The following is a 22,679-nucleotide window of genomic DNA, read 5'->3' as shown; positions in this document are numbered from 1 at the left end:
ATCAAAGTCGACAATTCAGTGCGTTGGCGCCCAGCGGCGTAGCCACTCTCCCCTTTCTGCTGATACCAAGTACGACCGCGCCCACGCTCGACAGGTTCCCTCGAGTTCCGGGCTCATCCGATGGCGTGGGCTGTCCGCACCGCCTGCTCACACGCCGCACCGACGGACTTGTCGTCACCTGGTCTGCTCTGGCATCCGATGCTGATCCGCAGTGGACCCTCGACAGCATCGTCCACCGCACGTGGTGGCTGGGAGGTACAACGCGCATCTGGCGGCCACGACGTCGAAGTCATCTTTGCTCGTGGCACAAACGAGCCCCGGCCTGGGGCGCGTCGGCGATGCCTTCGTCGATTCGCTGCGGCCAGCCAGACCGGGCTGAACATCCTGCCCTACGGCGTGAACTACGCCGCCAGCAAGCTGCAGCTGCACGGTGGCGACGGCGCCAACGACACCATCGACCGCGTCAAGAGGAGCGTCGAAACCTGCCCAAACACAAAGATCGTGCTGGGCGGCTACTCGCAGGGCACGTCGGTGATGGACATCGTGGCCGGTGTCCCGATCGGCGGCATCACCTAGGGTAACGCCTGCCCGCGCAGTACGCCAACATCGCCGCCGTGGTCACCTTCGGCGACGTGGCCGACCGCGCGAGCGGCACCCTGCCCAGCCAGAGTGCGCTGCTGGGCTCCAAGGCCCTCGACCTGTGCAACCCCAACGATCCGATCTGCCATGCCGGCCCCGGCAACGAGTGGAGCGGGTACACCGAGGGCTACGTCCCCGGTCTACACCACCCTGGCGACCTTCGTCGCGTCCAAACTGCTCGGCAGCGGCCAGTCCGATACCCGGCTCCGGGCCTTCGCTCCCGGGCCAGGAACCCGACCCCGTGCTGCAGAATCCGCAGTCACCGGGCCCGTTGACGCCGAGCTACGTCCCGCCCTCGCCTGCCCCGTCGGCCCCGGACCGGTCGGACCGCAGACCGACGTGGTTGCCGCGGTTCACTAGCACACCGTCGACAACCCGTACCATCGCGGCATGAGCTCTGCCGTGAAAAGATCACGGGAAAGATCACGGGAGCATAACTTTTCCCGTTTGGCCGTTGCTGCATTGCTCGCAATGGGCGCAATGCTGTTGGCGGCTCCCGGGATCCCGCGCGCCGCGGCCGCGTGCCCGGGCGTCGAAGTCGTATTTGCCCGCGGCACCAATGAACCCCCCGGCGTCGGAAAGGTGGGCGGGGCGTTCATCGACGCGCTGCGCCACCAGACGCGCCGCTCGGTCGGTGCATACGGCGTCAAATACCCTGCCAACGACGACTTCCTGGCCGCCACCGACGGCGCCAACGACGCCAGCGCCCATATCCAGCACATGACCGGCAACTGCCCCGCCACCAAGCTGGTGCTCGGTGGCTACTCGCAGGGCGCCGCCGTCGTCGACATCGTCACCGCCGCGACGCTGCCCGCCCTCGGCTTCCGCCAGCCGCTGCCAGCCGACGCCGCCGATCACGTCGTCGCGGTCGCTCTGTTTGGGAATCCGTCCGGACGCGCCGGCAACCTGATGAGTGCGATCAGCCCGGGGTTCGGCGGCAAGATCATCGACCTGTGCAACCGGGGCGACCCGATCTGCTCGGCCGGCAACTCCTGGCAGGCCCACCTGAGCTACGTGCCCGGATTGACGAATCAGGCAGCACATTTCGTCGCCGGCAAAATCTAGCCCGCAACCGTCCGGTCACACGCGGATCGCGGAGTGATCACGACCGTTCACTAATAGCCGGGGGTCATCGTGAGCGCCCACGTGCAGTACATGGCGAAGCATTGCCCGGACAGCCGCGAGGTTCTCGGCGGCTATTCGCTGGGAGCCGTGGCCGCCGACCTGGTAGTCGCGGTCACCCAGCCGTCCTTCGGGTTCAAGAACCCGCTACCACCCGGTGTCGACCAGCACGTCGCGGCCGCCTCGTTCGGCAACGGCACACAGCGGGTGCGCTGGGCCCGGTCCCCAGCTTCAGCCCCGCGTTCGTCGGGAAGACGATCGAGGAATGCGCGCCCGGCGACCCGATCTGCTCGGGCACCGGCAAAGCGGTGTGGGCCTCGCGTCTGCAGCCGTCTACATCGATTCCGGACTAGTGGATCAGGCCGCGGCCTTCGCGGCCGGCAAGCTGTAGCCCGGAAACCCCAAGCACACAGGCAATTCCCAGGTTCCCCGAGTGGCGATGGTCGCCGAACTACCGGACACTACTAAGTGACGATCATCGCCGCGGCCGACGTCGACAAATCGCCAGCCGCCCAGGAAACGCTCGAAGATTACATCCTGCGCTTTGCTCCGCGCAAGTTACCGGCGATGGTCGACCGCGGTGGTCGGCATCTCGGCGCTCGGCGGCATCGCGTATCTGGCCGACTTCGCGATCGGCGCCAATCTCGGCATCAGCTACGGAACCGCCAACGCGCTGTGCGGCATCGGGATCTTCGCGGCGGTCATCAATCGCGACCGGCCTGCCCGTGGCCTACTACGCCGCGCTACAACATCGACCTGGATCTGATCACCCGCGGCAGCGGCTTCGGCTACTACGGCTTCGTGGTGACCAACGTGATCTATGCGACGTTCACGTTCATCTTCTTCGCCCTCGCAGGTTCGATCATGGCGCAGGGTCTACAGCTGGGCCCGCATATCCCGATGTGGCTCGGCTACACTTGCTCCACGCTGGTCATCTACGGCATGTAAAGTGCTTTCCCAGCTCCAACTTTGGACCACCCCGCTGTGGCTGCCGCTGATGGTTGCGCCGTTCATCTATCTGGTGACCAGCCCATCCCGCATCGGTCGCCGAGTTCTTCTCCTACACAGGCAAACAGGGCCACGGCGGCGTGCAGGCCAGCCCGGCGCTGATGGCCACCGGGGTGTGTCTGTCACTGATCGCTCAGATAGCGCCTGCCACACAAAAGGTATGGGTCACCGAGCAGATCGACTACTTGCGGTTCATGCCGCCCCGCACCCCGCAAAACTCCCGCAGCTGGTGGACCTGGATGCTGTTGGCCGGGCCCGATTGGGTGCTGTTCGGCGCGGTCAAACAGATCGTGGGGCTGTTCCTCGCTGTCTATCTGATCTTCCACCTGGCGGGCTCACTGTCGATCGCCAACCAGCCGGTGCACCAATTCAACGAGATCTACGCCAACTTCATGCCGGACTGGCTGGCAGCATGCGGCGACGGAATTCCGGCGCCTTGGGCGACAGCCCGAGCAGGTATTTGTTGAACACGCTGTCGGAGGCCACCGACACCACCCACGCCATGCCGCAGTTGGCGTAGAAACCCAGGATGGTGTTGAGGAAGTCAAACATGTTGGCTTCCATCAGGATCAGCGCGATCATGAGGTTCACGCCGAGGAATACGACACAGCCGGGGTAATGCTTGGTGACCCGGGTGAACGAGTTCGTCCATGCCAGCGAACCCGAATACGCGTTGGCCACATTGGTTTTGATCTGACTGAGCACCACCAGGATAACGGCCAGTGTCAGCCCGATCAACCCGGTCGGTTTCGGCTCGATGCTGCTGGCCGCCGGCCTATCAATCCTGGCGTTCTTCGGCGGGCTGGGTGAACCGCTGCGGCCCTACTCGCCGCTGGTGGCCATCGTCGTCGCGCTGGTGATGCCGCCGGTGCTGGCGATAGCCACCCGCGGCAGGTACTACCTGCGGCGCACCGACGTCAGCATCGACTTGTCGATGTACGACGAGCACGGCAACCCCGCCGCCGACGAATTGACCCGCCACGTCTGCAATCACGCTTTCGAACGTCCCGACATGCTGGCCTGCCCCGCCCACGACGCCTATGTCTGTATCGCTGTGTGTGTCCACCGACCGGCTGGGCCGGACTGAGCGGACCGGCGCTAGCGGGTGCGCAGGTCGCGGGTGATCAGGACGCGCGACGCGAGTTCGTCGTCGGGGGGGTAGTCGACGCCCGCCAACGTCAGGCCCTGCGCCGGGGCGGCCGCGAAATCGCTGGATCGTGCTGGCGCATCGAGTAATTCACGACACCACTGCTCGGTCCGGCGATGTTCGCCCACGGCCAGCAGCGCCCCGACCAGCGAGCGCACCATCTGCCAGCAGAACGCGTCGGCGGTGACGTGCGCAGTGATCAGGTGCCCCCTCCGCGCCCAGTCCAGCCGCTGCAGGTCGCGAATCGTGGTTCCGCCGGGGCGATGCCGGCAGAACGCGGCGAAGTCGTGCAGACCGATCAGATCTTGCGCCGCGGCGTGCATTGCGTCGACGTCGAGGTCGCGCGGCCAGGCGGTGACGTAGCGCGCCCGGTGCGGCTCCACCCCGTACGGCGCCGTCGACAACCGGTATTCGTAATGGCGCCGCAGCGCCGAGAACCGGGCATCGAAACCCGCAGGGGCGCGGACGATTTCCACCACCCTGATATCGATGGGCAGAAATCGGCTCAGCCGGCGCAGCAGCGGCAAAAACTCCGAGTCCCCGGGGCGCGGCGAGCGAGGGTAGGCGTTCGGCAACGCGGCGGCGGGCACATCGACATGGGCCACCTGCCCGGTGGCGTGCACTCCGGTGTCGGTGCGCCCGGCCGCCCACAGCTTGACCGGCGTCCGGAAAACCGTCGTCAGCGCGTCGTCGAGAACACCGGCGACGGTACGCTGTCCGGCCTGCGCCGCCCAGCCCGCGAAATCGGTTCCTTCATAGGCGATTTCGAGCCGGAGACGGACGTCTTCGCTACTTGTCGGTGGACTCGTCACCCTCGTCTACGGCCTTGTCGGCGGCGTTAGCCTCGGGCTAAGCAGAAGCTTCGGCCTCGGGGGCCGGTGCGGCCGCGTCGGTCTCGGTGGCGGGCGCCTCCTCCGATGCGCCTTCCTCGGCCGGCGCCTCCTCGGCGGCGGGTGCCTTCTTCGAAGCCTTGACCCGCCGCGCCCGGTCCGCCTCCGACGTCACGGTCTTCTCCTGCACCAACTCGATCACCGCCATCGGGGCGTTGTCGCCCTTGCGCGGCTCGACCTTGATGATGCGGGTGTAACCGCCGTTGCGATCGGCGAAGAATGGCCCGATCTCGGCAAACAGGGTGTGCACGACTTCCTTGTCGCGGATCTTCTTCAGCACCTCGCGACGGTTGTGCAGGGTGCCTTTTTTCGCGTGGGTGATCAGCTTCTCCGCGTAGGGCCGCAATGCCCTCGCCTTCGGTTCGGTCGTCTTGATCCGTCCGTGCTCGAACAACGAGGTGGCCAGGTTGGCCAGCAGAGCCTTCTGATGTGATGACGACCCGCCGAGATGAGGGCCCCTGGTGGGCTTGGGCATTGCGACTATCTCCTGTGTGGGGCCGACCCCCGTATCAGGTAGGGCCGGGACGACTTTCTTTTGGTTGTGTCCGGTTACAGCTGTTCGGTTTCCGCGTAGTCCTGGTCGTCGTAGGCATCCTCGGCGGACCAGGTGCCGGTGGCGACGTCATAGCTGGCGACCTCCGACGGGTCGAAGCTCGGCGGACTATCCTTGAGCGACAGGCCCAGCTGGTGCAGCTTGACCTTGACCTCGTCGATGGACTTCTGCCCGAAGTTGCGGATGTCGAGCAGGTCGGACTCGGTACGGCTGACCAGCTCGCCGACGGTGTGCACACCCTCGCGCTTGAGGCAGTTGTAGGACCGCACGGTCAGGTCCAGGTCGTCGATCGGCAGCGCGAACGACGCGATGTGGTCGGCCTCGGCCGGCGACGGCCCGATCTCGATGCCCTCGGCCTCGACGTTGAGTTCGCGTGCCAGGCCGAACAATTCGACCAGGGTCTTACCCGCCGACGCCAGCGCGTCGCGCGGGGTGATCGAATTCTTGGTCTCGACGTCCAGGATCAGCTTGTCGAAGTCGGTGCGCTGCTCGACACGGGTGGCGTCCACCTTGTAGGTCACCTTGAGCACCGGCGAGTAGATGGAATCGACCGGGATACGGCCGATTTCGGCACCCGAGGCACGGTTCTGCACGGCCGGCACGTAGCCGCGGCCGCGCTCGACGATCAGCTCGACCTCGAGCTTGCCCTTGTCGTTGAGCGTCGCGATGCGCATGCCGGGATTGTGCACGGTTACGCCTGCCGGCGGCACGATGTCACCAGCGGTGACCTCACCGGGACCCTGCTTGCGCAGGTACATGGTGACCGGTTCGTCCTCCTCGGAGGACACGACCAGGCCCTTGAGGTTCAGGATGATGTCGGTGACATCCTCCTTGACGCCGGGCACGGTGGTGAACTCGTGCAGCACGCCGTCGATGCGAATGCTGGTGACGGCCGCGCCGGGGATCGACGACAGCAGCGTCCGCCGCAGCGAATTGCCCAGGGTGTAACCGAATCCCGGCTCCAGCGGCTCGATGACGAACTGGGACCGGCTATCGGTGAGGGGTTCCTCGGACAGTGTGGGTCGCTGAGAGATCAGCATGGTGTTTCTTCTTCTCCTTCTCGGCACCCGCTATTTGATGCCGTTAGGTGTCCGCCGCTGCGGTCGCAGCGCCGGAGGTCTACGTTACTTCGAGTAGTACTCGACGATCAGCTGCTCGGTGAGCGGGACGTCGATCTGCGCACGCTCGGGCAGCTGGTGGATCAGGATGCGCCGCCGCTCCCCCACCACCTGCAGCCAGCTCGGGACCGGGCGGTCGCCCGCGGTCTCCCGGGCAATCTGGAACGGCACCGTGTTCAGCGACTTGTCGCGCACGTCGATGATGTCGTACTGCGACACGCGGTAGCTCGGGACGTCGACACGCACGCCGTTGACGCTGAAGTGCCCGTGGGTGACCAGCTGGCGGGCCATCCGGCGGGTGCGCGCCAGGCCGGCGCGGTACACGACGTTGTCCAGCCGGCTCTCCAGGATGCGCAGCAGCTCCTCACCAGTCTTGCCGGGTTGGCGCACGGCCTCCTCGTAGTAGCGACGGAACTGCTTTTCCATCACGCCGTAGGTGAACCGCGCCTTCTGCTTCTCCTGCAGCTGCAGCAGGTATTCGCTTTCCTTGATCCGGGCGCGACCGTGCTGGCCGGGCGGGTAGGGGCGCTTCTCGAACGCCTGGTCGCCGCCAACGAGGTCGGTGCGCAGCCGGCGCGACTTGCGCGTGATGGGTCCGGTGTAACGAGCCATGGTTCTCCTCCTAGACCCTTCTGCGCTTCGGCGGGCGGCAGCCGTTGTGCGGCTGCGGGGTGACGTCGGAGATCGCGCCGACCTCCAGGCCCGCGGCCTGCAATGACCGAATCGCGGTCTCCCGGCCCGAGCCCGGGCCCTTCACGAACACGTCAACCTTGCTCACGCCGTGCTCCTGCGCCTTGCGGGCGGCGTTTTCGGCGGCCAGCTGCGCGGCGGACGGGGTCGACTTGCGCGAACCCTTGAATCCGACGTGGCCCGAGGACGCCCATGCAATGACGTTGCCCTGGGGGTCGGTGATGCTCACGATCGTGTTGTTGAACGTGCTCTTGATGTGCGCGGCGCCGTGCGGGATGTTCTTCTTTTCCCGCTTGCGAGTCTTCTGCCCCTTCTTGGGGCCCGACACGGCTGCCTTCTTGGCTGGTGGCATGGGCGATTACCTGGCCTTCTTCTTGCCGGCGATGGTGCGCTTGGGGCCCTTGCGGGTACGCGCATTGGTCTTGGTGCGCTGGCCACGCACCGGCAGGCTGCGACGGTGCCGCAGGCCCTGGTAGCAGCCGATCTCGATCTTGCGGCGGATGTCTGCCTGTACCTCGCGGCGCAGATCACCCTCGACCTTGAGGTTGGCCTCGATGTAGTCGCGCAGATGGGTCAGCTGGTCGTCGGTCAGGTCCCTGGTGCAAAGGTCCTTGTCGATCCCGGTCGCTGCCAGAATCTCGTTCGAACGGGTCCTGCCGACGCCGTAGATGTAGGTCAGCGCGATCTCCATCCGTTTGTCCCGCGGTAGATCGACGCCTACTAGTCGAGCCATGGGTGGCGTTTCCTCTTTTTTGTTTCCTCATTTTTCTAAGCGGAGGTCTGATCCCAGCCCGTTCCCGATCTGATCGGGGCCTGGCCTCCGTCCGGTCGTGGGTGAGCACCGTATTTGCTCAGTGGTGCTGGGAGGTCATCATTCAGTTGTTCAGGCCGGCCGGAGCCAGCCCTTGCTGATTGTCCGGTTACGCCGCGCTTGCGATCGCCGCTAGCCCTGGCGCTGCTTGTGGCGCGGATCCGAGCAGATCACCATGACCCGCCCATGCCGACGGATCACCCTGCACTTGTCGCAAATCGGCTTCACGCTGGGGTTGACCTTCACGGCGTTTCGATCCTGTTCTTGTCTGTTGATTAGTTACTTGTACCGGTACACAATGCGGCCCCGGGACAGGTCGTAGGGAGAAAGCTCCACGACCACCCGGTCCTCGGGCAGGATGCGGATGTAGTGCTGCCGCATCTTGCCGCTGATGTGGGCAAGCACCTTGTGACCGTTCTCCAGCTCAATGCGGAACATCGCATTGGGCAGGGGCTCAACCACCCGGCCCTCGACCTCGATGGCGCCGTCCTTCTTGGCCATAACTACGCGTCAAATCCTCGTCATTTTGGTTTCGTTCGTCTGCGCCAACAACGGCGCAGCATTCACACCGACTTTCCGAACGTGAGCCGGTGACAGGAAATTCCTCGGGAACGGTCACACAAAAGCCAGCGCGGATGGCACACCGTGGGTCCATGGTACCCGTTTTGACGGCATCACCAAAATCCGCGATCACGGCCCTGAACAGCGGCCATCTCAACTCTCCACACTACGCCTGACAAGCGCATACTGAAGCGCGATGACAAGTCCCCTGGATGCTGCCGCGCTTTCACGCAAACCCGTGATATTGACCTCGACGACGATCCGGCGGTTTCTCGAGCGGTCGCCCGCGATTTGCGCCGCAAATACGGCGAGGAGCATCGCATCGTCCGCGCGGAATCGGGTCCCGAAGCCCTGGACGTCCTCAAGCAGCTCAAGCTGCGCGGCGAGACGGTTGCAACGCTGATCGCCTGCTACCGGATGCCACAGATGACCGGCATCGAGTTCGAGTCGTAGAAGAGCCGTACCGCATGACCACCACCCCATGCCGGACCGAGGAACTGCGCACACTGTTTCTGTTCGAGGCCCTCACCGACGACAAGCTCGCGGTGCTGTGCGCCAACGGGCACATCCAAGACTATCAGCCCGGCCCGATCTGCGTCGAAAGCGAAACGGCGACCTGATTCTACGTGTTGCTGGAGGGCGAGCTAATGGTGTCCAAGCTCTCCGGCGGCCAAGGACATCGAAACCAACCGCACCTCGCAGCGTGGCGTGTACTGCGGCGCCTGGCGGGCGTTCATCGGCGGAACCAGAAGACCTACGACGCGTCGGTTTACGTGGCCAAGCCGTCGCGGTTCTTCGTCATGGACGCGCCCGTTTTCGCGCAGTTCATGAAGGACCAGTTCCCGATGGCGGTGCACCTGCTCGACGGGATCGCGGTCGGCACCGACCGGCCCCGGCGTAACATTAGTAATTAGGAAAAGCTGCTGGCGCTGGGCCGGCTGTTGGCCGGGTTGACCCACCAACTCAACAACCCCTCCGTGGCGATCTCGCGGGCCGCGTCGGACCTGTGCGAACGCGTCGCCAACATGCGGCACAAACTGGGGATGCTGACGGAACGGTCAGCCCGGAGGCGCTGAGCGTGTTGGTGCGGTTGCAGGAACGGGTGGCCTAGCAGGTCGCCAAGACCGCGGGACAGCATTTGAGCGCGCTCGAGACCTCGGACCGTGAGACGCCGTCGCCGACTGGCTGGAGGACCGCGGCATCCAGGGCGGATGGGACATCGCGCCGACCTTCGTCGAGGGTGGCATCGATACCGATGCGCTGGAACGAATTTCGGCGGTCACCGAGGAGCTCGCGTCGACCTCGCTGGAGCAGGCCATTCGATGGATCAACTCCACCATCGAAAGCGAACTGCCTACGGCAGGCTTGAGCAGATCGTCAAACGCCTCACTGAGCACCTGGACGCCGGCGCCGATCACGTGGCGATCCAGGTGCTGGGCGGCACCGACGACGAGACGTTATTGCCGGCCCTGCGCGAGCTGGCCGGACCGCCAGGGCTGACCCCCGCCGGTTGGAGCCAAGCCCTCGGTTAGGGTTTGACCATGCGGCTGCTGGTCACCGGTGGCGCCGGTTTCATCGGCGCGAATTTCGTGCACAGCACCGTGCGGGAACGTCCCGACGTTTCCGTGACGGTGCTAGACGCGTTGACCTACGCGGGGCGGCGCGAGTCGCTGGCCGACGTCGACCACGCCATCACGCTGGTCGAGGGCGACATCACCGACGCCGAGCTGGTGTCCCGGCTGGTCGCCGAGACCGACGCCGTGATGCACTTCGCCGCCGAGAGCCACGTCGACAACGCGCTGGACAATCCCGAGCCGTTCCTGCACACCAATGTGGTCGGGACCTACACCATCCTGGAGGCGGTGCGCCGCCAACAGGTGCGTCTGCACCACATCTCGACCGACGAGGTCTACGGCGACCTGGAGCTCGACGACCCGCAACGGTTCACCGAGTCGACGCCGTACAACCCGTCCAGCCCGTACTCGGCGACCAAGGCCGCTGCCGACATGCTGGTCCGGGCCTGGGTGCGGTCGTACGGCGTGCGCGCGACCCTGTCCAGTTGCTCGAACAACTACGGACCGTATCAGCACATCGAGAAGTTCATCCCGCGGCAGATCACCAATGTGCTCACCGGACGCCGGTGCAAGCTGTACGGCACCGGTGCCAACGTCCGCGACTGGATCCATGTCGACGACCACAACAGTGCGGTCTGGCAAATCCTGGACAAGGGCCAGATCGGCCAGACCTACCTCATCTCGGCCGAGAGTGAACGCGACAACATGACCGTACTGCGCACGCTGCTCGGGCTCATGGGTCACGATCCCGACGACTTCGACCACGTCACCGACCGCGTCGGCCACGACCTGCGCTACGCGATCGACCCCTCCCTGTTGTATGACGAATTGCACTGGGCGCCAAAGCACACCAATTTAGAGGAGGGGTTGAGCGAAACCATCGACTGGTATCGCGCCAACGAAGCCTGGTGGCGCCCGCTGAAAGACGCGGCCGAAGCTCGCTACGAACAACGGGGGCAATGAGATGGACGTCCGCGAACTCAAAGTTCCCGGCGCCTGGGAACTGACGCCGAAGATTCACGGCGATTCCCGCGGCATGTTTTTCGAATGGCTCACCGACCACGGGTTCCGCGATTTTGCCGGGCACCCGCTGAACGTGCAACAGGCCAATTGCTCGGTGTCGGCGGCCGGGGTGGTACGGGGTCTGCACTTCGCCCAGCTGCCGCCGAGCCAGGCCAAATACGTGACCTGCGTTCGGGGCGCGGTGTTCGACGTCGTGGTCGACATCCGGGTCGGGTCGCGGACGTTCGGGCAATGGGACTGCGTCCTGCTCGACGAGAAGGACCGCCGCACGATCTACCTCTCCGAGGGCCTGGGGCACGGTTTTCTTGCGCTGCAGGACGACTCGACGGTCATGTACTTGTGCTCGGCCGAATACAACCCGCGACGCGAGCACACCATCTGTGCCACGGATCCTGCGCTGGACATCGACTGGCCGCTGGTCGACGGCGCCGCCCCGAGTTTGTCCGACCGCGACGCCGCCGCTCCCAGCCTCGACGAGGTGCGCGCGGCCGGGCTGCTACCGACCTGGGAAGAGACACTGAAGTTCGTCGCGCAGCTACGCGAACAAGGTTGACCACGCACCGTCGTTTCAAAATTCCGCCTCTGACCGGCGTTTGGCTGACGTTACGATTGCCGACAACGCGGGGGACGACGACGGGTGGACCCATGAAAGCGCAGAATCTCGCGCGGGCATTCGATCCCCCGATGTAATGCGCAGAACGTCTGGCGCCTGATTCTGGCAACGGGCGTGATTCTGGCGCACTCGTGGCCTCTCACCGGCCGCAAGCTTGTTCCTCCGTTCGACCAGCTGATCACCCAGGTCTGGGTGGACGGGTTCTTCGTGATTTCCGGATTCCTGATCACCGGCAGCTGGGTCCACAACCCGCGGCTGCGCGAATACGCCGCCGCGCGGGCCCTGCGCATCTTTCCGGGGTTATGGGTCTGCCTGCTCGTCGTGGCGTTCGTGATCGCTCCGATCGGGGTGGCGATCCAGGGCGACCCGGTCGCGGCGATCTGGCTGTCCCTGGCGCCGGTCAAATACGTGCTGAACAACGGCTTGCTGAACTTCTGCCATGTCGGAATCGCGGGCACACCGACCGGAGTTCCGTGGCCGGGTGTGTGGGACGGCCAGTTGTGGACCCTGGCCTTCGAAGTGATCTGCTATGTCGCCGTCGCGGTTGCCGGTCTGGCCGGGCTCAAACGCCGCTGGCCCGCCCCACTGGTGTTCGTCGTCGCGGTCGCGGCGTCGGCCCTGCTCTCCTATCCGGTATTCGCGGTCGAGACCATCCCACAGCTGGTAGCCCGCTTCGCTGTCGTGTTCGCTCGTCATTTGCGGTCTCGGCTTCCTGCCCCCAGTTCCGTTCACCATCGTCGCGGCCCTGTGCACGGTGCCGCTGGCCGCCCCTGAGCTGGTTTGTGGTCGAGAAGCGTGCGCTGTCGCTCAAATCACGCTTCAAGCACAAGTCGCCCGCCAACGCCGATGGCAAGCTGAAAACGCAATGTCATTGATCCCGCCGCCGAACATCGGACGGAGGGATCGCGGGAACCACGTAGTACGTTTGCCGCGGACCTCATTCGGCGCGGGCTGCCTTCGGTTGCGCGCCAATCACCATGGTCAGCGGTGCGGGCGGACTCAACAGACACAGATATGGGCTCATGAAGCTAGGGCAGGTGTTCGACCCCCGAAACAATGCACTGAATCTGTTTCGGCAGGGGCTGGCAGCCGAGGTCATGGTGTTTCATTCCTGGCCGGTCACCGGCCGCACCCCACCCGATCTGCTGCTGCAGCTTCTCTTCTCAGTCGGCGTGGACGGATTTTTCGCGATCTCGGGATTCCTGATCACCGCCAGCTGGGTCAATGATCCTAAACTCCGCGATTTTCTGACCGCGCGGGCGCTGCGCATTCTGCCCGGCTTCTACATTTGCCTGATCGTCACCGCGTTCGTGTTCGCGCCGGTCAATCTGGCGCTCAACGGAGGTTCGGCGGTCAAACTATTGACGTCATTCGCGCCGATCGAGTACGTCCTGAAAAACAGTGCTGTGGCCTATCTCCACCACAATGTAGGCGAAACACCGGTCGGGGTCCCATTCGCCGACGGCGGCTGGAACGCGTCGCTGTGGTCACTGATCTGGGAATTGCTATGCTACCTCGCCGTCGCGGGCATCGGCGTGGCCGGGCTGGCCAATCGGCGTTGGGTATCACCGATGATCTTGGCGGCCGCCGTGATTGGGGCGCTGTTCGTGCCGCCGCTGACCTTTCCCGGTGTGTGGACCATCCCGCAACTCGCGGTGCGGTCGGCCATGATGTTCGCGGCCGGCGCCGTGATGTATCAGTGGCGGGACGCCATTCCGGCTCGTTGGTCACTCGTCGCAGTGAGTGTGGTCATCGTCGTCGTCGCGGCCGCGCTGCTGCCGGATTACCGGGTGGTGGCCGCGCTGCCCCTGGCCTACACCGTCATCGTTGCCGCGGCGATGATTCACGACCAGCGGTTGCGATTGCGCACCGACTTGTCGTATGGCGTCTACATTTACGCGTTCCCGATGCAGCAGTTGCTGGCAAGTTGCGGGCTCGCGACGTTGCCGCTGTTCGCGTTTGCCGGTCTTTCGGCGGCGGCCGTGGTGCCGCTCGCCGCGTTCAGCTGGTTCCTGATAGAGAAGCCCGCTCAGTCGCTGAAGTCTCGGCTCAAACGAAAGTGGGGCGCCGCCGAGCTCTCCAAATCCCAGCGCGCCCGGTGATCGTCGGCGCTGTTGCGCGCGGAGATAGCCGCGGTGCGCTCCGCGATACGCGCCGGGGCCCAACCACGCCTACAATCGAAATTCGTGGGGGTGCTGAAGCGTCGGCTGATGGCGCAGAGCCAGGGTCTGCCCCGCACGTCCCAGCAGTTCTTGCGTCGCGGATCAACGCCCGGGTCAGTGTTGACGCCGGACGCGGTCTTTGCTGTGTAGCCCCGGAACCACGCTAAACGCGTGGCGGCTGTTATTGGCGGCCGAAGTGATCCTGTGGCATTCGTTTCCCATCACGGATCACACGGCGTGTCGGCCAAACCCGTTTTAGTTTCTCTTTTCGACCGGGGTCGACGGGTTCTTCGCGCTATCCGGGTTTCTGATCACCTCGAGTTGGCTCGGCAATCCCAACCTGCGTGACTATCTTGTCGTTCGGGCGTCGCGGATCCTGCCCGGGCTGTGGGTGTGTCTGGTGGTGACCGCGTTCGTCCTCGCCCCGCTCGGCGTGGCGATACAGGGTGGCGCTGCGTCGAGGCTGCTGTTGTCCAGCGCACCATTCGAATACGTGGTGAAGAACAGCACGCTGCTGTCGGCGCTGGCACTGGATATCGATGGAACACCCCGCGGGGTTCTGGAGCACGGGGTGTGGAATGGACCGGATGGACCCTGGTGTGGGAAGTGCTGTGCTACCTGGCGGCTGCCGGGCTGGGCCTGGCCGAACTGGCGAATCGCCGCTGGCTTCCGGTCGGGGTCCTGGCCCTCGGCATCATCGCGGCGATTCTGCTGCCGCCGCTGAGCTACCCCGGGCCGTGGACCAACACGCAGCTCGCGATTCGCTTCGCGATCATTTTTTCGGCCGGCGCGGCGATGTATCTGTGGCGCGACGTCATTCCCGCCCGGTGGTCGCTGGTGGCGCTGAGCGTGCTCGCCGTTGCGGCGTCGAGCCTGCTGTCCGACTATCGGTTGGTCGGCGCCCTGCCGCTGGCCTACGCCATCATCGTTTCGAGCTTGCTGCTCCAGCACGAACGATTGCGGTTGCGCACCGATTTGTCTTACGGCACCTAATATTTACGCATTCCCGGTCCAGCAGTTGCTGGTCATCTGCAGGCTGGCCGCGCTGAACCCCATGTTGTTCTTCGTCCTCTCGACCTTCGCCACCCTGCCGCTGGCCGCGCTGAGCTGGTTCCTGAGCGAAAAGCCCGTGCGACCACTGAGATTCCGGCTCAAACGGAAGGTCGAGCGGAAGCCTGTCGGCGCCGAACTCGCTACACCGGCAGGAACTGAAGCAGCACTGCGGGCCTGATCACCGATTATAAGACGCGCGCGCAAAAAGTCCATGAATGCGATTAACTAAAACGGCATTACGCGGGGAATGCGGACGGCGGGGTGACGGCGCATGAAGCTCAGGCAGGTATTCGATCCGCGTAGCAACGCGCTGAATGCGTTGCGGCTGGCGATGGCTGCCGAGGTGATCCTGTGGCACTCGTTCGCCCTCACCGGCGTCCTGCCGCCATCGGGTCCGGTGCGGCAATTGCTGTTCGGGCTGGGTGTCGACGGCTTCTTCAGCGATCTCGGGTTTCCTCATCACCGCGAGTTGGCTCAACAACCCGCTGGTGCCTGACTATGTAGTCGTAGTCGCGCGCGCTGCGCATCCTGCCCGGCCTCTACGTCTGCCTGGTGGTAAACCGCTTTTGTCATCGCGCCGATCGACGTGACGATGCAGGGCGGATCGGGCGCGAAGCTACTGCTGTCCAGCGCGACCTTCGAATACGTCCTGGGCAACAGTGCCGTGGCGCTGCTGAAGTTCGATGTCGGTGGAACACCGGCCGGGATCCCCTACCCGGGTGTCTGGAACGGCTCACTGTGGACGCTGATCTATCGCTGATCTACGAGGTGCTGTGCTATGCCGCTGTTGTCGTGCTCGGTCTGGTGGGGTTGGGTCGGCGCCGGTGGACGTCGGTGGTGATGTTGGCACTGGCGGTGTGTCTCGCTGCATCTCTACCGCCCATAACGTTTCCCGGGACGTGGAGCAACGCGCAGTGCATCGCGCGTTTCACCATCATGTTCGCCACGGGTGCCGTCATGGATCAGTGGAAGGACGCGATTCCCGCGCGATGGTCGTTCGTCGCGGCGAGCGTCGTGATCGTCGCCGCGTCGAGCCTGCTGCCAGACTACCGCCTGATCGGCGCGCTGCCGTTGGCGTACGCCCTCATCGTCTCCGGTGCCCTCATTAACAACGAGTACCTGAGGCTGCCTACCGATTTGTATTATGGCACATACATTTACGCGTTACCGATCCAGCAACTGCTGATCATCAGCGGTCTCGGACATCTGAATCCGCTCGTGTTCGCGATCATTGCGACGGCGGCGAGGTTGCCGCTGGCCGCGCTGAGCTGGTTCCTGATCGAAAGGCCCGCGCAGTCGCTGAAGGTTCGGCTCGAGCAGCGCTGGGGCGGCTCCGAGCTCGCCGCGAGCCCCGCCTGATGCCGGCGCAGACGCCGTACAACCCCAGAGCAATACCGTCTCAGAGCTTCGGCGCCCACGCTGATCGCCGCGTACGGTGCAGGATCCCAACCACTCTCAGCGAAGCCGAACAAGCTGCCGTCCGCGACAGCACGAAGGCGATCAGCGATCCGCCGGCCGTGGCCCCCGCCGCCAAGCGCAACCACCAAGGACCGCCCAGCAGGATTAGCAGCGCCAGCGCGAACGAGACACTGGCCTGAAGCAGGAAGGCTATACCGATCACCGGAATATGGTGGTACCCGTGGACGTAGAGGTAGGCATGGCTGGCGGAGCTGCCCAGCAGCGACACGGCATATCCGACTCTGATTTTCATTGCAGCCGCAGCTCTTTGAGAGCCAACACGGTGTCACCCCTGGTGTAGCTGACCTCGCGGATGCCCAGCACGTCGCGCAACTTGCCGGCCGGCAACGTGAGGGGTTTGGGCGCCAGGCCGTCGCCGGGACGCGGCAGCGGTTAGGCGGTCGTGGTTACGCTGTGGAACGACACGTTGCCTTCCGTTTTGGAAAACAGTTGGTGCACAGCCCGGCCAACCCGTACGCCTTGGAGAACGTCCGGACCACCACGTTCGGGAAACGCGGTATCAGCGTCGCAATATCGATCCAATGATCGGGCGCGGCGAACTCGATGTAGGCCTCGTCGAGCAGCACCACGGTATCACGCGGCACCCGCCGCAGAAACCGCAAGAGGTGCGACACCGGTTCCAGGGTCCCGGTGGGGTTGTGCGGTCGGCACACCACCACACAAGCGGTCGCGGCCGCATCGGCGAGCCGGTTGAAGTCGTTGTGGCCCCCTTGTCGATCAGCACGGCCACCGCCTTCAGCCGGCCATCCGCTCGATGATGGGATAACCGTCGAAGGTCGGTGTCGACCATGACCATCGTGTCACCCGGAGCGGTCAGCGCCTGCAGAACTTGCAGCACCACTCCCGTGGCACTCGCGCCGAGCACCACCTGGCCGGCGGGCACCCCGATGCGGCTCGCGATCACGCCGCGCAGCCGTTCCGGCAGGAACTCCGGATAACGGTTAACCGCGTCGTCGACGCGTACCAGCACCGATCGCACCGCGGGCAGCGGCGGGAAAGGATTCTCGTTCAGCGACAGCGCAAGTGGATCGGTCGCATGGGGAAACACGCCGTCCGCCTCGGTGGCAACCGCACTCAGCATGGGCCGCATCACCCGCGGCCGTCCCACCCCACCGCCGCGACGCCGGCGAAATCACCGGCATGGGCGCACCCGGGCCATCAGCACCACGTCACCGGCGTTGAGTTGGCCGCCAGAGATCGCGCGGTCGAGGTTGATTGGGATGCCGGCGCCGAACAGGTTCTCGCATTCGTCGAACATGTCGCGGTGACGCTCGGCGGGCACCTCGAGTGCATCACGCCAGTGCCGCAGGAACGCCCGGTTCGGCTGGTTGGTGACCAACAGGTCGATGTCCTTGGCGGGCAAACCGATCCGGTCACAAACCGCGTACGCCATCTCGGGAACTTGCCGGTTGCCCCGGGCCAGCACCTTGGTGATCTTGCTTTCGGTGAAGCCGATGCTTCCCTCACCAGGGCCGGTCTGCCACCACTTCCGGAGCGGGTCGAAGGACAGCGTCATCTCTCCGGCGTGTTCGCCGTAGGTGCGGCACTCGACGTCGAGGATCGGCGATTGATCACTCACCGTGACCAGCCCGACCGCGGCGCCGTCGCCGGGCACCGCCGACTGCGCCTTGCCGCGAATCGTCGGCTGATCGAAGAATTGGCCGGCCGCGTTCTTCGCGATCGCGATCAGCGCGGTGTGTCTCTCCCCCGATGCCAGTAGCTTCCGAGCGACGTTGAGCGCCAACACAAACGCGGCGCAACCGCCGTTGTTGAGATTGGGCACCCACGACGGCCATAAGCCGCGAGCCGGTGCGCGATGCCACCACCCTGCCCGTAAAACGCCATGTCCGGCACCTGGGTGTGGGTGATCAGCACATCGGCGCCCTCGACGACGTCGTGCCCGTGCCGTTCGATCAGGCCTTGCACCGCCTGCTCGATCATGTCGATGGAGCTTTCCTCCGGTCCGACGTGATGGCGGAACTTCGTCGCCCGGAACACGACGTTGTCCCGGAGGTCGTCGGTTTCGGCGAATTGGGCATAGTAGTCCGCGGGGAATCGGCGGCCCGGGCAGATAGGTGGAGACGTCGATCAGGCCGACGCTTGATGTGCCCATGGTGTGCTCATTTTCATCCAGTCGGGGGTGACCGAGAGGCCATTGCGGTGGAGGTACTCGGCGATTGCCTTGAGGTTCTTCATCTCCAACAGATGTCCGGCTCAAAACATGTCCCAGAAGTCTCCGACCGCTGCGGCGGCGCGGTTTCCGGGTACGGGTTCTCGTCGTAGAACGGGTGGTGACAATTCGTCCACAGCACAACCGAACCCGGCTTGTTCAGCACCACCTGCGCGTCAATGACACGCATCAGATAGATCATCCACGGGTGCTTGCCCTGATCCCATGCGCAGTGATAGTCGACGGTGCGGGCCACCGGATTGGCGACGGTGCGGGTGTAGATCCGGTCTCCGAGTCGAGTCGGTCGTACGCCAGCCACAAACCCGGCTCGTCGGTCGGGGTGAACCCTCTCAGGCTGTAGGTCCACTCCTCGAGGCTGCGGGTGTCGGACAGATACTCGTAAAGCTCATCCGGGGGCAGTCGATGTAATAGTTGACGGTGCAGTACTCCCCGAAAACCTGATCGTGCGGGTACACCAAACGCATCATGTCCATGACCAGCGGTGTGGTCTTCTTCCGCGGTGAGGTTTCGATTCGGGTGACCCCGTCGATGACGCCGGGTATATCTTCAAGCGCTGGCAGGACATTGTGGCATCTCTCCTTAATGGTCGAAAGCTGTTACGTGGCACTGGATTCTGTCTTCTTGGTGAGAAAGGGCGCGAACGGTGGGGAGCTCGTCGGCGGCACACTCGACACTGATCACCGCCGGTCCGTCGATCTCGAGGGCCGTGCGCACGGCGGTGGCGAGCCCGGCGCGGCGTTGTTGTTGAACAGCACGAACGTCACCCGGCAGCCGGTACTGCACTGCGGTGTGCACCTCCATGCCGTGCATGAAAAATGCGCCGTCGCGGGCGATCACGACGGTGCGCCCGTCCGATCGGCTGGTGTTGGCCCGACCGAAGGTCATCCCGATGCCGGCACCGAAGCTGTAGCCCATGCCACCCATTCCCAACGCGACGGTAAACCTACCGTCGCGCCGCGGTGACAAGCAGTGCACGGCGGACGCACCGGTGTTGCACGCGTCGACACGATGTCGGCGCCGTCGGGCAGTCCATCGTGTCGAGCACCGCCATCGCGTCGGTAGCGCACGCCGGTGCCGACATATGACGGTGGTGTCAGCTCGGAGCGTCGTACGACATCGGGGAACCATTACGCCCGTTAGCCGTCCGCTCCCGGACAGCGGCTGGGTCAGCATCCGCAACGTGGCACGTAAGTCCTCGGTGTGCACATGCGGGCAGGGAATGTACGGGCGGGCCGAACCGATGGAGACGGTGTGCACGGCCGCCAGCGCCTCGTCCAGACCGGCCTGGGCGGTGACCGGCAGCCGGGTGCCGATCACCAGGCATACGGCGCTGGCGGCGACCGCCTCAGCGACACCCGGATGGCCCATGACACCGGTCACCCCGAACGCGGACAAACGGACGAATCCCAGTGTGCCCGAATCATCTTTGGCGTCGGGCACGGTTGCGACCCGGGCAAGCAGCACCGCGCGCAGCTGCTCGAGCTCTCTACGGGCGTCGTCGCGGGCCACCTGTTCGCCCGCGATGATCGTGATCGGACCGTCGGCCTCGCGCAGCACAGGCACGACCGGATGCGGGTTTCCGATCGGTCGCGGTCGGTGGCCGGCACCGCCGGCATGGCCTCCATGATGACGGGTTCCTGCTGAATATCCTTGGTTAACGACAACAACACTGCCGGTACTCCACTGTGCGCCGCCGCGACGGCCGGGACAACGCCGCGCCGATATCAGCCGGCCGCAGCACTCGCTCGGGATACACCGATACCGCCGCGAACACCGCCTCGGCATCCAACGAGCCGTTGTGACCGCTGGTGTCTCGAAAGCTGCCGCGACCGTCCAGCGTGGTCGGTGTCTGGCCGACCAGCGCCAGCACCGGGACTCGGCTGGTCAGCGACTCCCCAAGGGCCGCTACAAGATTCAGTGCACCGCCGCCCAACGTCGCGGCAACCACACCCAGACCGGCCCCGCTGCGGCTGTACCCGTCGGCCATGGTGGCGGCCGAGAATTCGTGCTTGCCAGTACCGCAGTCACACCGTTGTGAGAATGTGCAGAGTCGTAAAGATCTTCGATATTGGCGCCGTCCACTCCCAAGATGTGGTCTGCGCCGATCGACGCGAGACACTCGACGATGTGGTCGACAGCCCGGTACTTCCAAGGTATCTGCTCACCTAGAGTTCGATTGAGACGATACCTTTGACACGAGTCAGGTGACCGGGTGGTTCACCTGCCGGGCTTACAGCGAGCGTTCCAGCAGAACCTGACCTCTGTCGGCGGCCACCACCTGCACGGCAGCGATCTGCTCGATCGGCGTCGAAATGCTCGCGGCGGGCGTCGCGGTATGGCCGGGCTCGGCCACCCAGGTCGCCAACCGCGTCTTGCTGCCGTCGCGACCCACCAACAACCATCGTCAGTGTGTCGTGGTGCGCGTACGGCGAAGCCAGGCAGACGCACTTCAAATTGATCGCGGTCCCCCAGTGCTGGCTGGACAACTGCACCGTCGACGCCAGCATGGTGGTCCCCCACCTGCACCATCTCCGATGATGCGGCCACGGGCTGGGTGGCCGTCGGGGACGAGGAATGTGGCTAGACGCCCTGAACGCCCAAGAACACACCGGCCGCCAGCACGGCGGCCGCGGCCGGACGAGGCCGCCCAGGTGACTCCTAGTTCCTGCAGAGTGAGCCGCAAAGCCCGCACGACGTAGTGTTAAGTTGGGACTTCACAGTTCCCTCGGCTATTTCGAGGTCTGCAGCAATCTGCGCGGTGGTCCATCCGCGGTAGCTAGGACCGCTCGATGACGGCCCGGTGTTCCGCGGACAATTGCGTCATCGCTTCCGCGATCAGCAGACGGTCCAGCGCCGCGTTGACCTCGTCGGGCGTCGCTTGTTCCGGGGCTACCTCTTCGTCAAGCGAGCCGACGACATTACGATAGCGCGCGCTGCGCCGGTCGTCGGTGATCATGTTCCGGGCCACGGTGAACAACCAGGCACGTACCGACCGCTCGGTGTCGCCAACGACTTCCGGGTGCTGCCATGCCCGCAGCAACGTTTCCTGGACGACGTCCTCGGCATGACTTCGATCGCCGGTCAACCGCAGCGCGTAGCGCCACAAGACGGCTGCGTGCGCGTCGTAGAGCGCCTTCATCAATACAGCCTCCTCCGACGCTCGCGAAGTGCTCACACCCCGAGCCACTCGATCACCTCCTGCCCATAGGACACGAGTTGAGTAGGCGTTTTTAGTTCGAAGCCTAACGCATCGTGAGGATGCGGGGGCCGTCCTCGGTGACCGCAACGGTGTGCTCCCAGTGCGCAGCGCGGGATCCGTCGGTGGTGGTGACGGTCCAGTCGTCGTCGAGCACCTTCGTTTTGCCTGTTCCCAGGGTCAGCATCGGCTCGATGGCAAGCACCGATCCGACGGCCAGCAGCGGTCCGCGGCCCGGTGATCCCTCGTTGGGCAGGAACGGGTCCATGTGCATCTGCCGGCCGATGCCGTGCCCGCCGTAGCCTTCGACGATCCCGAAACTGCGACCGTGCCGAGCCTCGGCCACCCGGGTACCCGTCTCGATGGCGTGCGAGACATCGGTCAACCGGTTGCCGGGGATCATCGCCGCGATCCCGGCCTGCAGCGACTCCCGGGTCGCCGCGGACAGCGCCTCATCGACCGGGTCAAGGGCGCCGACGCCGAAGGTGATGGCCGCATCACCGTGCCAGCCGTCCAGGATCGCACCGCAGTCGATGGACACCAGGTCACCGGGGCCCAGGATTTCGGCCGCGGAGGGTATGCCGTGCACCACCCGGTCGTTCACGGACGCGCAGATAGACGCCGGGTAGCCGTGATAGCCCAGGAACGACGGCGTCGCGCCGGCCTCCCGGATGACCGACTCGGCGATTTGGTCCAGTCCCAGGGTGGAGCTGCCGGTCACGGCGGCGGCCTGCACCGCCTGCAGGGCCGCGGCGACCACGGCGCCCGCCGCGGCCATCGCGGCGAGTTCGCCGGCGCTGCGCTGCGGCACCACCTTGCGGCTCCGCAACCGCGCCAGCGGGTTCATCG

18 protein-coding genes and 14 pseudogenes are annotated in these 22,679 nt (G+C 65.1%); 15 read left to right on the top strand and 17 right to left on the bottom strand.

The window, feature by feature from the left end:
• Nucleotides 1–120: 120 nt before the first annotated feature.
• The 6 genes and pseudogenes from FQ389_RS19415 to FQ389_RS22265 all read left to right on the top strand — a co-directional run.
• On the top strand, nt 121–576 hold the full coding sequence (locus FQ389_RS19415; protein ID WP_260860575.1) for a cutinase family protein: 456 nt from the start codon (nt 121–123) through the stop codon (nt 574–576).
• Between the two features lie 38 nt (nt 577–614).
• Nucleotides 615–914, top strand: coding sequence for an alpha/beta hydrolase family protein (locus tag FQ389_RS19410; RefSeq protein WP_313901960.1), 300 nt, complete (start codon nt 615–617; stop codon nt 912–914).
• 196 nt (nt 915–1,110) lie between these two features.
• Nucleotides 1,111–1,704 carry a cutinase family protein gene (locus tag FQ389_RS07240; RefSeq protein ID WP_260860580.1) on the top strand — a complete coding sequence of 198 codons (594 nt, stop codon included), beginning with the start codon at nt 1,111–1,113 and terminating at the stop codon, nt 1,702–1,704.
• A gap of 90 nt (nt 1,705–1,794) precedes the next feature.
• Nucleotides 1,795–1,917: pseudogene (locus FQ389_RS22270) on the top strand (cutinase family protein); the annotation flags it as partial.
• 109 nt (nt 1,918–2,026) lie between these two features.
• Nucleotides 2,027–2,152, top strand: coding sequence for a hypothetical protein (locus FQ389_RS19405; protein ID WP_260860574.1), 126 nt, complete (start codon nt 2,027–2,029; stop codon nt 2,150–2,152).
• 77 nt (nt 2,153–2,229) lie between these two features.
• Nucleotides 2,230–3,790, top strand: a pseudogene (locus FQ389_RS22265) (purine-cytosine permease family protein); the annotation flags it as partial.
• A 77-nt stretch (nt 3,791–3,867) separates the two neighbouring features.
• Here the strand turns inward: FQ389_RS22265 and truA are convergent.
• The 8 genes from truA to infA all read right to left on the bottom strand — a co-directional run bounded on the left by truA (nt 3,868) and on the right by infA (nt 8,479).
• Nucleotides 3,868–4,728: a tRNA pseudouridine(38-40) synthase TruA gene (gene truA / locus FQ389_RS07210; RefSeq protein ID WP_144206490.1), complete on the bottom strand. Its 861-nt coding sequence runs from the start codon at nt 4,726–4,728 to the stop codon at nt 3,868–3,870.
• A gap of 37 nt (nt 4,729–4,765) precedes the next feature.
• Nucleotides 4,766–5,281, bottom strand: coding sequence for a 50S ribosomal protein L17 (gene rplQ, locus FQ389_RS07205; RefSeq protein WP_144206489.1), 516 nt, complete (start codon nt 5,279–5,281; stop codon nt 4,766–4,768).
• A 74-nt stretch (nt 5,282–5,355) separates the two neighbouring features.
• On the bottom strand, nt 5,356–6,399 hold the full coding sequence (locus FQ389_RS07200; protein WP_144206488.1) for a DNA-directed RNA polymerase subunit alpha: 1,044 nt from the start codon (nt 6,397–6,399) through the stop codon (nt 5,356–5,358).
• An 84-nt stretch (nt 6,400–6,483) separates the two neighbouring features.
• Nucleotides 6,484–7,089, bottom strand: a complete 606-nt coding sequence (gene rpsD / locus FQ389_RS07195; protein WP_144206487.1) for a 30S ribosomal protein S4 — start codon at nt 7,087–7,089, stop codon at nt 6,484–6,486.
• 10 nt (nt 7,090–7,099) lie between these two features.
• A complete protein-coding gene (gene rpsK / locus FQ389_RS07190) occupies nt 7,100–7,519 on the bottom strand; it encodes a 30S ribosomal protein S11 (protein WP_144206486.1) in 420 nt (139 codons plus the stop codon).
• A gap of 6 nt (nt 7,520–7,525) precedes the next feature.
• Nucleotides 7,526–7,900, bottom strand: a complete 375-nt coding sequence (gene rpsM, locus FQ389_RS07185) for a 30S ribosomal protein S13 (RefSeq protein ID WP_144206485.1) — start codon at nt 7,898–7,900, stop codon at nt 7,526–7,528.
• Nucleotides 7,901–8,110: 210 nt separating this feature from the next.
• On the bottom strand, nt 8,111–8,224 hold the full coding sequence (gene rpmJ / locus FQ389_RS07180; RefSeq protein ID WP_003879483.1) for a 50S ribosomal protein L36: 114 nt from the start codon (nt 8,222–8,224) through the stop codon (nt 8,111–8,113).
• A gap of 33 nt (nt 8,225–8,257) precedes the next feature.
• Complete coding sequence (infA, locus tag FQ389_RS07175) at nt 8,258–8,479, bottom strand: translation initiation factor IF-1 (RefSeq protein WP_003418601.1); 222 nt, start codon at nt 8,477–8,479, stop codon at nt 8,258–8,260.
• A 256-nt stretch (nt 8,480–8,735) separates the two neighbouring features.
• Between infA and FQ389_RS07170 the strand changes: the two are divergent.
• From FQ389_RS07170 to FQ389_RS07130, 9 genes and pseudogenes are all read left to right on the top strand, one after another.
• A pseudogene (locus FQ389_RS07170) lies at nt 8,736–8,983 on the top strand (fused response regulator/thioredoxin-disulfide reductase); the annotation flags it as partial.
• A gap of 23 nt (nt 8,984–9,006) precedes the next feature.
• Nucleotides 9,007–9,892, top strand: a pseudogene (locus FQ389_RS07165) (cyclic nucleotide-binding domain-containing protein); the annotation flags it as partial.
• A complete protein-coding gene (locus tag FQ389_RS07160) occupies nt 9,862–10,071 on the top strand; it encodes a hypothetical protein (protein ID WP_407662791.1) in 210 nt (69 codons plus the stop codon). The pseudogene FQ389_RS07165 and the gene FQ389_RS07160, both read left to right, overlap by 31 nt.
• Before the next feature lie 9 nt (nt 10,072–10,080).
• Nucleotides 10,081–11,076, top strand: a complete 996-nt coding sequence (gene rfbB, locus FQ389_RS07155) for a dTDP-glucose 4,6-dehydratase (protein WP_144206484.1) — start codon at nt 10,081–10,083, stop codon at nt 11,074–11,076.
• A gap of 1 nt (nt 11,077) precedes the next feature.
• Nucleotides 11,078–11,689: a dTDP-4-dehydrorhamnose 3,5-epimerase gene (rfbC, locus tag FQ389_RS07150; protein WP_144206483.1), complete on the top strand. Its 612-nt coding sequence runs from the start codon at nt 11,078–11,080 to the stop codon at nt 11,687–11,689.
• Between the two features lie 92 nt (nt 11,690–11,781).
• A pseudogene (locus FQ389_RS07145) lies at nt 11,782–12,439 on the top strand (acyltransferase family protein); the annotation flags it as partial.
• A gap of 332 nt (nt 12,440–12,771) precedes the next feature.
• Nucleotides 12,772–13,851 (top strand): acyltransferase family protein, encoded by a 1,080-nt coding sequence (locus FQ389_RS07140; RefSeq protein WP_144206482.1) that lies wholly within the window; start codon nt 12,772–12,774, stop codon nt 13,849–13,851.
• A 199-nt stretch (nt 13,852–14,050) separates the two neighbouring features.
• A pseudogene (locus FQ389_RS07135) lies at nt 14,051–15,142 on the top strand (acyltransferase family protein).
• A gap of 93 nt (nt 15,143–15,235) precedes the next feature.
• Nucleotides 15,236–16,323, top strand: a pseudogene (locus tag FQ389_RS07130) (acyltransferase family protein).
• 40 nt (nt 16,324–16,363) lie between these two features.
• Here FQ389_RS07130 and FQ389_RS07125 read toward each other — a convergent pair.
• The 9 genes and pseudogenes from FQ389_RS07125 to map form a co-directional block, all read right to left on the bottom strand.
• Complete coding sequence (locus tag FQ389_RS07125; protein ID WP_260860573.1) at nt 16,364–16,675, bottom strand: hypothetical protein; 312 nt, start codon at nt 16,673–16,675, stop codon at nt 16,364–16,366.
• A pseudogene (locus tag FQ389_RS07120) lies at nt 16,672–16,881 on the bottom strand (metallophosphoesterase); the annotation flags it as partial. The gene FQ389_RS07125 and the pseudogene FQ389_RS07120, both read right to left, overlap by 4 nt.
• Nucleotides 16,881–17,524, bottom strand: a pseudogene (locus FQ389_RS07115) (pyridoxal phosphate-dependent aminotransferase); the annotation flags it as partial. The pseudogenes FQ389_RS07120 and FQ389_RS07115, both read right to left, overlap by 1 nt.
• An 8-nt stretch (nt 17,525–17,532) precedes the next feature.
• Nucleotides 17,533–18,556, bottom strand: a pseudogene (locus FQ389_RS07110) (3-oxoacyl-ACP synthase III family protein).
• Nucleotides 18,532–19,194 (bottom strand): annotated as a pseudogene (locus FQ389_RS07105) (SRPBCC family protein). The pseudogenes FQ389_RS07110 and FQ389_RS07105 overlap by 25 nt, the downstream one beginning before the upstream one ends.
• Before the next feature lie 36 nt (nt 19,195–19,230).
• Nucleotides 19,231–20,791: pseudogene (locus tag FQ389_RS07100) on the bottom strand (thiamine pyrophosphate-binding protein).
• 73 nt (nt 20,792–20,864) lie between these two features.
• A pseudogene (locus FQ389_RS07095) lies at nt 20,865–21,287 on the bottom strand (hypothetical protein); the annotation flags it as partial.
• A pseudogene (locus tag FQ389_RS07090) lies at nt 21,285–21,773 on the bottom strand (sigma-70 family RNA polymerase sigma factor); the annotation flags it as partial. The pseudogenes FQ389_RS07090 and FQ389_RS07095, both read right to left, overlap by 3 nt.
• 103 nt (nt 21,774–21,876) lie before the next feature.
• Entirely contained in the window at nt 21,877–22,677 is an 801-nt protein-coding gene (map, locus tag FQ389_RS07085; RefSeq protein WP_144206481.1) for a type I methionyl aminopeptidase, read from the bottom strand.
• Nucleotides 22,678–22,679 lie beyond the last annotated feature (2 nt).

The sequence above is a fragment of the Mycobacterium tilburgii genome (assembly GCF_902168065.1).
Taxonomy (GTDB): domain Bacteria; phylum Actinomycetota; class Actinomycetes; order Mycobacteriales; family Mycobacteriaceae; genus Mycobacterium; species Mycobacterium tilburgii.
The sequence above is the reverse complement of the archived record's forward strand: the minus strand, read 5'-3'. Positions and strand labels throughout refer to the sequence as shown.

Bases quoted from the DNA above. Each gene is read 5' to 3' on its own strand.
- rpsK (WP_144206486.1), bottom strand. From the start codon at position 7,519: ATGCCACCAGCCAAGAAGGCAGCCGTGTCGGGCCCCAAGAAGGGGCAG.
- rpsM (WP_144206485.1), bottom strand. From the start codon at position 7,900: ATGGCTCGACTAGTAGGCGTCGATCTACCGCGGGACAAACGGATGGAG.
- FQ389_RS19415 (WP_260860575.1), top strand. From the start codon at position 121: ATGGCGTGGGCTGTCCGCACCGCCTGCTCACACGCCGCACCGACGGAC.
- rfbB (WP_144206484.1), top strand. From the start codon at position 10,081: ATGCGGCTGCTGGTCACCGGTGGCGCCGGTTTCATCGGCGCGAATTTC.
- FQ389_RS07240 (WP_260860580.1), top strand. From the start codon at position 1,111: ATGGGCGCAATGCTGTTGGCGGCTCCCGGGATCCCGCGCGCCGCGGCC.
- FQ389_RS07200 (WP_144206488.1), bottom strand. From the start codon at position 6,399: ATGCTGATCTCTCAGCGACCCACACTGTCCGAGGAACCCCTCACCGAT.
- rfbC (WP_144206483.1), top strand. From the start codon at position 11,078: ATGGACGTCCGCGAACTCAAAGTTCCCGGCGCCTGGGAACTGACGCCG.
- FQ389_RS07160 (WP_407662791.1), top strand. From the start codon at position 9,862: ATGGATCAACTCCACCATCGAAAGCGAACTGCCTACGGCAGGCTTGAG.
- FQ389_RS07140 (WP_144206482.1), top strand. From the start codon at position 12,772: ATGAAGCTAGGGCAGGTGTTCGACCCCCGAAACAATGCACTGAATCTG.
- FQ389_RS07125 (WP_260860573.1), bottom strand. From the start codon at position 16,675: ATGAAAATCAGAGTCGGATATGCCGTGTCGCTGCTGGGCAGCTCCGCC.
- infA (WP_003418601.1), bottom strand. From the start codon at position 8,479: ATGGCCAAGAAGGACGGCGCCATCGAGGTCGAGGGCCGGGTGGTTGAG.
- rplQ (WP_144206489.1), bottom strand. From the start codon at position 5,281: ATGCCCAAGCCCACCAGGGGCCCTCATCTCGGCGGGTCGTCATCACAT.
- map (WP_144206481.1), bottom strand. From the start codon at position 22,677: ATGAACCCGCTGGCGCGGTTGCGGAGCCGCAAGGTGGTGCCGCAGCGC.
- FQ389_RS19405 (WP_260860574.1), top strand. From the start codon at position 2,027: ATGCGCGCCCGGCGACCCGATCTGCTCGGGCACCGGCAAAGCGGTGTG.
- rpsD (WP_144206487.1), bottom strand. From the start codon at position 7,089: ATGGCTCGTTACACCGGACCCATCACGCGCAAGTCGCGCCGGCTGCGC.